This is a genomic window from Kineococcus gurbantunggutensis (assembly GCF_050871925.1).
Classification (GTDB): domain Bacteria; phylum Actinomycetota; class Actinomycetes; order Actinomycetales; family Kineococcaceae; genus Kineococcus.
Window position 1 is genome coordinate 1 of sequence record NZ_JBJLSG010000166.1, and the last position, 10,674, is coordinate 10,674.

Below are 10,674 nucleotides of genomic sequence, written 5' to 3' on the forward strand. Positions count from 1 at the left end.
CCGGCGCCGGGGGGCGCTGCCGCCGGCGGGGACCGCCGCGGCCGTCACCGGTGCTGGACGAGGGGGGTCGGACGACCACGCAGGCCTCCAGGGGGCGTGAACGGGGGACGTGCCTCACCTGGAGCACAGGTGGCGACGGAGTGCACTCAAGCGGGTGCACCCGGTGGCGTCAAGGTGCTCAGTGCAACGATCACGCGGGCGTCGGCGGCGGGGCGGCTGGCGGTTCGTAGGCTGGGCCGGTGCCGACCACCCCGCGCCGCGAGCCCGCCACCCCCAGCCCCGCGCACCGCGCCGCGCGCGCCGCGGCCGCCCTGGCCCTGGCGCTGGGCGCCGCGGGGGGCGGTGCGCTCGCCCTGGCGCCGGCCGCCGCGGCCCACGACCGCCTCCTGTCCAGCGACCCCGCCGACGGGGCCGTGCTGCCGCAGGCGCCGGAGCGGGTGGTGCTGACGATGTCCGCGGCCCCCGTCGGCCTGGGCACGCAGGTGCAGGTCACCGGCCCCACCGGGGTGGTCTCCACCGGGGAGGCGCAGGTGGTCGACGAGACCGTCGCTCAGGCCCTGACGGGCGAGCGCCCCGCCGGCACCTACGAGGTGCAGTGGCGGGTGACCTCCTCCGACGGGCACCCGATCTCCGGCTCCTTCACCTTCGACGCCGAACGGGCCGTCGCCGCGGCCGGCTCCACCGCCGCTCCGACCCCGGACGTGGACCCCTCGTCCTCGTCCCTGCCCCCCTCGGCGGCGCCCTCCGCCACGGCGGACGAGGCCGCCCCGGCCGCCGAAGGCGGCGGCGGGGGCACCACGGCCGCGGTGGTGGTCGCCGCCGTGGCGCTGCTCGCCGGCGCCGGCGCGGTCATCGCGCGGCGGCGGCGGGGCTGAGGCCCCGCGCCGCGCGGCGCTCCAGGCGCACGTCGAGCAGCCACAGCGCCAGCGTCGCCAGCGCGAACGCCGCCCCGGCCACCGTCACCGCGCCCCAGCCGCCGGCGATCCACGCCGCCGAGCCCACGGCCGAGCCGAGCGCCCCCCCGGCGAAGTACGTCGTCATGTAGGCGGAGTTCAGCCGGGCGCGCGCGTCCGGGCGCAGCGGGTACACGACGTTCTGGTTGGAGACGTGGACCATCTGCAGGCCCAGGTCCGCCAGCGCGAAGCCGGCCACGAACAGCGCCAGGGACGTCAGCGGCCCCGAGGACGACAGGCCCAGCGCCGCCCAGGAGACCAGCAGCACCAGCGCCCCGGCGCCCGTGGCGAGCTGGGTGCGCCCGGCGTCGGCCAGCCGGCCCGCCAGCGAGGCCGCCGCCGCGGCGCCGGCGCCCACCAGCGCGATCAGGCCGATGGCGCCGTCGCTGAGGCCGAAGCGCTCCCCGGCCAGCAGGAACGTCATCGTGCTGAAGAGCACCGAGACCCCGCCGAAGGCCACCGCGCCCAGCAGCGCCCGGGTGCGCAGGCGCGGCTCGGCGCGCACCAGCGCCGCGGTGGAGGCCAGCGTGGCGCCGTAGCCGCCCACGCGCTCGGGCACGCTCACCGGCAGCCGCCGGCGCAGCACCAGGGCCAGCACCACCAGGCCGGCGGCGACCGCGGCGTAGGGCACGTGCCAGTCCGTCAGGTCCGCCAGCGCCCCGGACGCGCTGCGCGCCAGCAGCGCCCCGACGAGCAGCCCGCTCATCACGGTGCCCACCGCGCGCCCCTCCCGGCCGGGTTCGGCCAGCTCGGCGGCGAAGGGCACCAGCACCTGCGCGGCCACCGAGAACAGCCCGGCGACGGCGGTGCCCACCAGCAGCAGCGGGAAGGAGCCGGCCACCGCGCACAGCGCGTGCCCGGCCGCGGCCAGCAGCGCCAGGGCGGTCAGCAGCCGGCGCCGCTCCAGCAGGTCCCCCAGCGGCACGACCAGCAGCAGGCCCAGCCCGTAGGAGACCTGCGCGGTGGTGACCAGGACCGCGGCGCGGCCCTGCGCCACGCCCAGGTCGGCGGCGATGGTGTCCAGCAGCGGCTGGTTGACGTAGTTGCCTCCGACGGTCAGGCCGGTGGCGACGGCCATGAGCAGCAGCAGGGGGCGGGTCAGCACGCGCCCAGCGTGCCTCCGCACCCGCACCCGCGTCCAAGCGATCGGTGAGCGCCGATCGATCGAAGGACGCGATCGGTCCGGTAGCGTCGCCGCGGTGACGCCCCTGCAGCTGCGGTGCGCCCTGGCCGTCGCCGGGACGCTGCACTTCACCCGCGCCGCCGCTGAGGTCGGCCTGGCGCAGTCCGCGCTCAGCCACCAGGTGGCCCGTCTGGAGGCCGAGCTGGGCGCGGCGCTGTTCGAGCGCACCAGCCGCAGCGTGCGGCTGACCGCTGCCGGGGAGGCGCTGCTGCCGCGCGCCCGCGCCGTCCTGGCCGAGCTGGACCGGCTGCGCACCGACGTCGCCGCCGCCGGCGGCGCCGTGGAGGGACCGCTGCGCGTGGGCACCGTCCCCACGCTGGCGGACGTGGACCTGGCCGGCCTCCTCGTGCGGCTGCGCGAGCGGCACCCCGGCGTGCGCGCCCGCGTCGTGGAGCAGGGCTCGGCGCAGACCGTGGCCGCCGTGGCCGCCGGCACGCTCGACGTCGGGTTCACCGGCACCGCGCTCACCGAGCCGCTGCCCGGGGTCTCGGTGCAGGTGCTCTCCACCGAGCCGCTGGCCGCCGTCGTCGCCGCGGACGACCCGTGGGCCGGGCGCTCGCGCGTGCGCCTGGCGGAGGTGGCCGCCCGCCCCGGGGTGGACTTCCCCGCCGGCACCAGCGGGCGGCGGCAGTGCGAGGAGGCCTTCGCCGCGGCGGGCCTGGCCCGCGACGTCGTCGTCGAGAGCTCCTCCGCCGCGCTCCTGCTGCAGCTGGTGCGGGCCGGCGCCGGCGTCGCCCTGCTGCCCGCCGCCAGCGCGCGCACCGCCGAGGGGGTGCGGGCCCTGGCCGTGGTCGACGCGCCCGTGCGCCGGGTGTGCGCCGTGCACGGCGGCGCCGGCGCCTCCGCGGCGGCGCGCGCGTTCCTGGCGCTGCTGGCCGAGCGCGCGCCGGCCTGAGCGGCCCCGGACGCGGACGGGGGCGGCCCCCGCCGCGCGGGGACCGCCCCTGCCGGGGTTCAGCGGGCCGTCACGGCACCAGCGGCACGATCAGGCCGGCGGTCTGCGAGCGGGCCCGCTCGAAGCGCTGGGCGGCGTCGGCCCAGTTCACGACGTTCCACCACGCCTTGACGTAGTCGGCGCGCACGTTCTTGTAGTCCAGGTAGTACGCGTGCTCCCACACGTCCAGCAGCACGATCGGCACCAGGCCGAGCGCGAGGTTGCCCTGCTGGTCGTACAGCTGGACGTTGATGAGCTTCTGGCCCACGGAGTCCCACGCCAGGATCGCCCAGCCCGAGCCCTGCACGCCCGCCGCGACGGCCGCGAAGTGCGCGCGGAACTTGTCGAAGGAGCCGAAGTGCTCGTCGATGGCCGCGGCCAGGTCGCCGACCGGCTTGTCGCCGCCGTCCGGGGACAGGTTCGGCCAGAACGCCGAGTGGTTGACGTGCCCGCCCAGGTTGAAGGACAGGTTCTTCTCGTGGAGGTTCACGGTCGCCAGGTCCTCGGCGTCGCGGGCCGCGGCCAGCTTCTCCAGGGCCGTGTTGGCGCCCGTGACGTACGCCTGGTGGTGCTTGTCGTGGTGCAGCTCCATGATCGTCCCCGAGATGTGGGGCTCGAGCGCGGAGTAGTCGTACGGAAGGTCCGGCAGCGCGTAGTCAGCCATGTCGTCTCGTCGTCTCCTCGTCCTTCACCTGGGTCCTCGTGCGGAGCGGACGGCGGCCCGGGAGCCCCGGGGCGGCTGCTGCACCCGCGCGGTCGACCTTCGCGCAGCCCACCGGACCGCGCAACCGGCCGCGGGCAGCATCCCACCCGGCGATCACGGCGCGGGGGCGGGGGGCCGGGTCCCGACACCGGTCCCGGAGGCCGCCGCGGCGGCGGCCGGGGTGCCCGCCGGGCCCGGCCGCGCCTGGCAGGGTGGAGGCGTGACGCGCCCGGCTGCCACCGACCCCGCCCCGAGCCCCGCGGGGACCCCCGCGACCGCGACCCCGCCCGTCCCGGCGACCGCGCCCGCCCCGGGCGCGCCCGTGGTCGGCTTCGACCTGGACATGACGCTGGTGGACTCCAGCGAGGGCATCGCCGCGACGCTGCGGGCGGTGCTGGCCGAGGCCGGCGTGCACGTCACGGCCGAGGACGTCTGGCCCTGGGCCGGCATGCCGCTGGAGCTCATCGTCGCCGGCCTGGCCCCGGGCACCTCCCCCGGGCGCGTGGAGGAGCTCGCAGCGCGCTACCGGGAGCTGTACCCCTCGCTGGGCGTGCCCGGCGTGCGCGCCTACCCCGGCGCGGCCGCGGCGCTGGCCGCGCCGGCCGCGCACGGCGGGCGCAGCGTCGTCGTCAGCGCCAAGCACACCCCCAACGTGCACCGGGTGCTGGCCGCGGCCGGCCTGGACGGCGCGGTGCTCCCGGGCGACGTGGCCGGGGACCTGTTCGCCGAGCGCAAGGGCCCGCGGCTGGCCGCGCTGGGCGCCACCGCCTACGTCGGCGACCACCCCGGCGACGTGCGGGCCGCCCGCGTCGCCGGGGCCGTCGCCGTGGCCGTCACCACCGGCGCGCACGACGCGGACGCGCTGCGCGCGGCCGGCGCCGACGTCGTCCTGGACGGCCTGGGCGCCTTCCCCGCCTGGCTGGCCCGGCACGCGGCCGACCTGGCGGCCGCCGCGGGCGCGGGGGAAGGCGACGTCCCCGCGCCCCGTTAACCTGGGGGACGGCCGTCGCCGCGCCCCCGCGGCGGCGCGACGGCCCGCAGACACCCGACGCTCACCCCGGGCCGCGGCCGACGCGCCGCGCCCGACGCTCACACGAGAAGGTTCCCGTGCCGACTGGCAAGGTCAAGTGGTTCGACGCCGACAAGGGTTTCGGCTTCCTCGCCGCCGAGGACGGCGGGGAGGTGTTCGTGCACGCCTCCGCGCTGCCCGCCGGCACCGCGACGCTCGCCAAGGGCGCGCGCGTGGAGTTCGGCGTCGTGCAGGGCGAGCGCGGCACGCAGGCGCTGTCGGTGCGCCTGCTGGACCCGGTGCACTCCGTGGCCCGCGCCACCCGCAAGAAGCCCGAGGACATGGTCGTCATCGTGGAGGACCTCATCAAGCTGCTCGACGGCGTCTCCGGCTCCCTGCGCCGGGGCCGCTACCCCGAGAAGGGCGGGGCCCGCAAGGTCGCCACCGTCCTGCGCGCCGTCGCCGACGACCTCGAGGCCTGAGGGTGGCGGAGAGCACCGCGGCGCGCCCGCGACGCGCGCGCAAGCCCGTCCTGGACGCGGTCACGGCCGCGGCCGTGGACCTGGCCCGCACCGCGGCCGAGGAGGTCGCCGACGAGGGCACCGTCGGCGAGCACCTGGGGGCCGTCGCCGAGGGCGACCGCGTCGTCAGCCACGCCTTCGAGTGCCTGCTGCCGGGCTACCGCGGCTGGCAGTGGACGGTGACGCTGACGCGCGCCTCCCGCGCTCGCAACGTCACCGTCAGCGAGGTGTGCCTGCTGCCGGGCGACGACGCGCTGCGCCCGCCGCAGTGGCTGCCGTGGGCCGAGCGCATCGCCCCCGGCGACGTCGGCCCGCGCGACACGCTGCCGCGCAAGGAGCACGACCCGCTGCTGGAGCAGGGGTTCGAGGCCACCGGCGACGAGGAGACCGACGCGGTCGCCCTGTGGGAGCTGGGCCTGGGCCGCGAGCGGGTGCTGTCCCCGCAGGGCCGGGACGAGGCCGCGCGCCGCTGGTACGACGGCGACCGCGGCCCGCGCAGCGAGGTCGCCGAGAACGCCAAGGCGCAGTGCTCCACCTGCGGGTTCTACCTGCTGGTCGCCGGGCCGCTGCGCCAGCTCTTCGGCGTGTGCGCCAACGAGTGGTCCCCCGAGGACGGGCGGGTCGTCAGCGCCGACCACGGCTGCGGCGCGCACAGCGAGACGGACGTGGAGGTGGAGCCGGAGGTGCCCGGCGCGCCGCTGGTGGACGACCTCGCCGTCGACGCCCTCGACCTGCTCGAGCCGGACGAGCAGCCCGGCGCGGGCACGAGCGGCGCCGCGGGCGGGGACGGGACCGGCGACGGGGACGGCGCCGCGCCCGGAGCGGTGCCGGCGTCCTGAACCGCGCCCCGGACCGCCCCGGGCCGGCGGCGGCCGACCCGTTCGGCACCGCCGCGACGCGCCGGCGGGTCCTGCAGGCGTGGGCGGCCTCGCCGGCGCGGCTGCGCGAGGACGCCAACGCCGAGGAGGACGCCGCCCTCGGCGCCTACCGCGACCGCCTGGTCGTCGAGCTCGCGCAGAATGCCGCGGACGCGGCCGCCGCCGCGGGCGTGCCCGGCCGGCTGCTGCTGCGGCTGAGCGGCGACCCCGCCGGCGGGCCCGGCCGGCTGCTGGCCGCCAACACCGGCGCCCCGCTGGACGCGGCCGGGGTGCAGGGCCTGGCCACGCTGCGCGCCTCGGCCAAGCGCGGCCCCGGCGGGGACGTCGTGGGCCGCTTCGGCGTGGGCTTCTCCGCGGTGCTGGCGGTCACCGACGCGCCGGTGGTGTCCTCCACCACCGGCGCGGTCGCCTTCTCCCGCGCCGCGACCGCGGAGCTGGTGCGCGAGGCGGCCGCCTGGCCCGGCGGCGAGGGGCTGCGGGCCGAGGTGGAGCGGCGCGGCGGGCACGTGCCCGCCCTGCGGCTGCCGTTCGCCGTGGCCGCCGAGCCCCCGCCGGCCGGCTTCGACACCGTCGTGGAGCTGCCGCTGCGCGACGCCGCGGCCCGCGAGCTGGTGCACGGGCTGCTCACCGCCGCCGACGACGTGCTGCTGCTGGCGCTGCCGGCGCTGGACGAGGTCGTCGTGGAGGTCCCCGGCGAGCCCGCCCGGGTGCTGCGCGACGCGCAGGAGCGCTGGCGGGTGGTGCGCCGCTCCGGCCGCCACGACGCGGCGGCCCTGGCCGGGCGGGGCGTGGAGGAGCGCGAGCGCGCCGCCTGGCACCTGGCGTGGGCGCTGCCGCGCACCCCCGCGCCCGGTCCCGCCGGCTCGGGCCCCGCCGGGTTCGACCTGGCCGGGTTCGACCCGGCCGGGTTCGGCCCGGCGCCGCCGGTCGCGGGTGTCGGGCCGGGGGTGCTGTGCGCCCCCACCCCCACCGACGAGGAGCTGCCGTGGCCGGCGGTGCTGGTGGCGACCCTGCCGCTGGGGCCGGACCGGCGCCGGGTGGTGCCCGGGCCCGCCGCCGACGCCGTGCTCGACGCCGCCGCCGAGGCGTACGGCGAGCTGCTGGTGCAGGTGGCCGCCGACGGCGGCGACGCCCTGGCGCTGCTGCCGCACGGGGTGCCCGCCGGGCGCCTGGACGCGGAGCTGCGGGAGCGGGTGCTGCACCGCGCGCGCGAGCTGCCGCTGCTGCCCGCGGTGGAGGACGCGCCCGCCGAGCCGACGGGGCTGGAGGGGCTGGAGGGGCCGGGCGCCGGGCGGGTGCTGCTGCGGCCGGCCTCGGCGATCGCGCTGCGCGGGGCGGGCGCGGAGGACGCGCGGCTGCTGGCGGCGCTGGCGCCCTCGCTGGCGGGCCTGGTGGCGGCGCCGCGCGCCGTGGACCGCCTGCTCACCGAGCTGGGCGTGGTGCGCGTCGGGCTGGCCGACGCGCTGGAGCTGCTGCCCGGCGGCGGCCCGCCCGGCGCGGCGCGCGAGCTGTTCGCCGCGCTGCTGCCGCTGGCCGCGGAGGCGTCCGCGCGCGAGGGGATGTCCGGCCTGCCGGTGCCGCTGCTGGACGGGCGCACCGTGCACGGCGCGCGCGGCGTCGTGGTCCTGGACGCGGCGGCGGCGGACGCGCTGGACGCGGGCGCGGCGCGGCTGCTGGCCGGGTACGGCCTGCGGGTGGCCCACCCGGAGGCGGCGTCGGGCGCGGCCGGGGAGCTGCTGGTGCGCCTGGGCGCGCGCGAGGGCGGGGCGTGGGCGCTGCTGACCGACCCGGCGCTGGCGGCGGCGGTGGCCGCCTCCCCCGACGCCGAGGACCCCGAGGCGCTGGCCGACGCGGTGCTGGGCGTCGTGGCGGCCGTCGTCACCGGCGGGCCGGACGACGGCGCCGGCGAGGGCGTGGACGAGGGGGTCGACGAGGGGGTCGACGAGGCGGCCGTGGCGCGCGTCGCGCGGGAGGTGCCGGTGCTGCGCGACCTGGCGCTGCCGGACGCCGACGGCGAGCTCGCCCCCGCGAGCGCCCTGGTGCTGCCGGGCACGCTCGCCGCGCGCGCGCTGGACACGGACGCGGTGGCCGAGGTGGACCCGGAGCTGCTGCGGGTGTGGGGGCCGGCGGTGCTGCGGGCGGCCGGGGTGCTCGCGGGGCTGGTCGCGGTGCCGGTGGGCGCGCTGGACCTGGCCGACGAGCAGGAGGTCGACGAGGCCGTCGAGCGCGGCCTGGCGGGGCTGGCGCAGTACGCCGAGCAGGTGTGGGGCGACGTGCTGGACGCCTCCCCGGGCGAGGGGGACGGCCCGGGCCCGGCCGCGACCGTCGTGCAGGACGCGTGGGCGGTGCCGGACCTGGACCTGGTGGGCGCCGAGTGGCCGGCGGTGCTGGGCGCGCTGGCCGCGGACCCGGCCGGGGCGGCGGCCCTGGGGCGGCCGTGGTCGCTGGGCGGGCGGGCCCGGCCGGGCCCGGCGGCGTGGTGGCTGCGCCGGCGCGGGCCGCTGCCGCCGGTCAGCCGCGCCCCGGGGGCGGCGGCGCCGGCGTGGCTGCCGGCGGCGCCCGCGTGGGCGGCCGGGCTGCCGCCGGCGGTGCGCGCGGCGCTGGGGGTGCTGGAGGACCTGGCGGCGGCGGGCGCCGACGACGCCCTGGCGCTGCTGGACGCGGCCGCCGGGGGCGCCGGGACCGGCGCGGTGCCGGTGGCGGACCTGCTGCGCGCGTGGGCGCTGCTGGCCGAGCACGCCGCGGACCTGCCGCCGGGGGCGCCGCCGGCGGTGCTGGCGGCGCTGGACGCGCAGGGCCGCCCGGTGCGGGCGCGCGCCGACGCGGTCGTGGTGGCCGACGACCCGTGCTGGGCGCAGCGCACCGACCTGGGTCCGCGCCTGCTGGTGCCGGCGCGGGCGGCCGAGGCGGTCGCGGACCTGCTGGACCTGGACCTGGCCTCCGAGCGCGCCGGCGGGGTCGTCGCGGCGGGGCCGGTGGAGCGGCGCGGGGTGCCGGTGGAGGCGGCGGCGCTGCTGCCGGGGTGCCCGCCGGCGTGGTGGTCGGCGCCGGAGCTGCGCGTGGACGGGCGCGCGGTGGAGTTCTGGGTGCGCCCCGGCGACGGGCCGCCGGACGCGGCCGTGCTGGCGCGCGGGCCCGCGGGCGCGGCGGCGGGCCTGGCGCTGGTGGCCGGGCGCTGGGCGCTGCGGCGGGCGGTGGCCGCGCTGCTGGTGGCCGACGCGGGCGGGCGCGCGCGGCTGCTGGCCGAGGAGCTGCCCGGCTAGACCCGCCGTCGCGGTGGTCGGCCGGGGTCAGTGGTCGGCGCGCTCGCGCTGCGCGCGGCGCTCGCGGCGGTGCACGTGGGCCAGGCCGACCAGGCCCAGCGCCAGGCCGGCGATGCACGAGCCGAGCCAGCGGCCCTCCCCGGTCGCGCGCACCTCGGGCACCACGAGCGCGACGACGAGCAGCACGCCCCACACGGCGAGGCCGACGAGGACGGGGCGGCGGTCGTCGGTGCGCAGCGGCGGGGGCGGGGGCTTGGCCCTCGACGGGGGCAGGTACAGCGGCACGCCCCCAGTGTGACCGGTGCGGGCACGGGTCTGCTGGGATGGCGCCATGGCCGACTCGACGTCCCCCTCCCCCGCCGTCGCCCTCACCGACCCCTCGCCCCGCCGGCGCACCGCGCTGGTGACGGGCGCCAGCAGCGGCATCGGCGCGGCGACGGTGCGGGCGCTGGCGGCCGCGGGCTTCGCCACGGTGGCGGCGGCGCGACGGGTGGAGCGCTGCGAGGAGCTGGCCCGGGAGGTGGGCGGGCGGGCGCTGGCGCTGGACGTCACCGACGACGCCTCGGTGGCGGCGCTGGCCGCGGCGGTGCCGGAGGTGGACGTGGTGGTGCACTCCGCCGGCGGCGCGTTCGGCACCGACCGGGTCGAGGACGGCGACGTCGAGGGCTGGCGGCGGATGTACGACGTCAACGTCCTGGGCGTGCTGCGGGTGCACAAGGCGCTGCTGCCGGCGATGCGCCGGGGCGGGGACGCGCACGTGGTGGTGCTCGGCTCGATCGCCGGGTTCGAGACGTACCCCGGCGGTGGCGGGTACACGGCGGTGAAGCACTCGGTGAACGCGCTGTGCCGCACGATGCGCCAGGAGATGCTGGGCGAGCCGGTGCGGGTGACGGAGATCGCCCCGGGCATGGTGGAGACGGAGTTCTCCGTGGTGCGCCTGGGCGACGCGGAGGCGGCCGCGAAGGTCTACGAGGGGGTGACCCCGCTGAGCGCCCAGGACGTCGCGGAGGTGATCGCCTTCGCGGTGACGCGCCCGCCGCACGTGGACCTGGACCGCGTGGTGGTGCGCCCGGTGCAGCAGGCCGACGCCGCGCACGTGCACCGGCGCCGCTGAGGCCCCCGCCCCGGCCGGGCGCCCCCCCCCCGCCCCCCCCCCCCCCCCCCACCCCCCCCCCCCCCCCCCCCCCCCCCCCCCCCCCCCCCCCCCCCCCCCCCCCCCCCCCCCCCCCC

At 80.2% G+C, this 10,674-nt stretch carries 10 protein-coding genes; 7 read left to right on the forward strand and 3 right to left on the reverse strand.

Annotation, left to right across the window (positions count from 1 at the left end; translation table 11 throughout):
• The first annotated feature begins 239 nt into the window (after window positions 1-239).
• Entirely contained in the window at window positions 240-875 is a 636-nt protein-coding gene (locus tag ACRYR7_RS21480) for a copper resistance CopC family protein (RefSeq protein WP_432574151.1), read from the forward strand.
• Here the strand turns inward: ACRYR7_RS21480 and ACRYR7_RS21485 are convergent.
• Window positions 850-2,058 carry an MFS transporter gene (locus ACRYR7_RS21485; RefSeq protein WP_432574152.1) on the reverse strand — a complete coding sequence of 403 codons (1,209 nt, stop codon included), beginning with the start codon at window positions 2,056-2,058 and terminating at the stop codon, window positions 850-852. The genes ACRYR7_RS21480 and ACRYR7_RS21485 overlap by 26 nt on opposite strands.
• Window positions 2,059-2,152: 94 nt before the next feature.
• On the opposite strand from ACRYR7_RS21485, the gene ACRYR7_RS21490 reads away from it, so the two are divergent.
• Window positions 2,153-3,031, forward strand: a complete 879-nt coding sequence (locus ACRYR7_RS21490; protein ID WP_432574153.1) for a LysR family transcriptional regulator — start codon at window positions 2,153-2,155, stop codon at window positions 3,029-3,031.
• Window positions 3,032-3,101: 70 nt separating this feature from the next.
• On the opposite strand, the gene ACRYR7_RS21495 is transcribed toward ACRYR7_RS21490, so the two are convergent.
• The gene (locus ACRYR7_RS21495) at window positions 3,102-3,734 is read right to left on the reverse strand and encodes a superoxide dismutase (RefSeq protein ID WP_432574154.1); all 633 of its coding nucleotides are present in this window, start codon (window positions 3,732-3,734) and stop codon (window positions 3,102-3,104) included.
• 259 nt (window positions 3,735-3,993) lie between these two features.
• Here ACRYR7_RS21495 and ACRYR7_RS21500 point away from each other — a divergent pair, with 259 nt between their 5' ends.
• From ACRYR7_RS21500 to ACRYR7_RS21515, 4 genes are all read left to right on the forward strand, one after another.
• Window positions 3,994-4,764 (forward strand): HAD family hydrolase, encoded by a 771-nt coding sequence (locus tag ACRYR7_RS21500; protein ID WP_432574155.1) that lies wholly within the window; start codon window positions 3,994-3,996, stop codon window positions 4,762-4,764.
• 116 nt (window positions 4,765-4,880) lie between these two features.
• Complete coding sequence (locus ACRYR7_RS21505; RefSeq protein WP_432574156.1) at window positions 4,881-5,264, forward strand: cold-shock protein; 384 nt, start codon at window positions 4,881-4,883, stop codon at window positions 5,262-5,264.
• 2 nt (window positions 5,265-5,266) lie between these two features.
• Complete coding sequence (locus tag ACRYR7_RS21510; protein ID WP_432574157.1) at window positions 5,267-6,142, forward strand: DUF3027 domain-containing protein; 876 nt, start codon at window positions 5,267-5,269, stop codon at window positions 6,140-6,142.
• Window positions 6,143-6,243: 101 nt separating this feature from the next.
• Complete coding sequence (locus ACRYR7_RS21515) at window positions 6,244-9,444, forward strand: sacsin N-terminal ATP-binding-like domain-containing protein (protein ID WP_432574160.1); 3,201 nt, start codon at window positions 6,244-6,246, stop codon at window positions 9,442-9,444.
• A 27-nt stretch (window positions 9,445-9,471) separates the two neighbouring features.
• Here ACRYR7_RS21515 and ACRYR7_RS21520 read toward each other — a convergent pair whose 3' ends face one another.
• Window positions 9,472-9,729, reverse strand: a complete 258-nt coding sequence (locus ACRYR7_RS21520) for a DUF2530 domain-containing protein (protein ID WP_432574158.1) — start codon at window positions 9,727-9,729, stop codon at window positions 9,472-9,474.
• Between the two features lie 46 nt (window positions 9,730-9,775).
• Between ACRYR7_RS21520 and ACRYR7_RS21525 the strand changes: the two genes are divergently transcribed.
• Window positions 9,776-10,558: an SDR family NAD(P)-dependent oxidoreductase gene (locus ACRYR7_RS21525; RefSeq protein ID WP_432574159.1), complete on the forward strand. Its 783-nt coding sequence runs from the start codon at window positions 9,776-9,778 to the stop codon at window positions 10,556-10,558.
• The last annotated feature ends 116 nt before the right edge of the window (window positions 10,559-10,674 follow it).

What these genes read in the sequence shown, in the direction of transcription:
- ACRYR7_RS21495 (WP_432574154.1), bottom strand. Translation starts at nt 3,734, where the DNA reads ATGGCTGACTACGCGCTGCCGGACCTTCCGTACGACTACTCCGCGCTC.
- ACRYR7_RS21525 (WP_432574159.1), top strand. Translation starts at nt 9,776, where the DNA reads ATGGCCGACTCGACGTCCCCCTCCCCCGCCGTCGCCCTCACCGACCCC.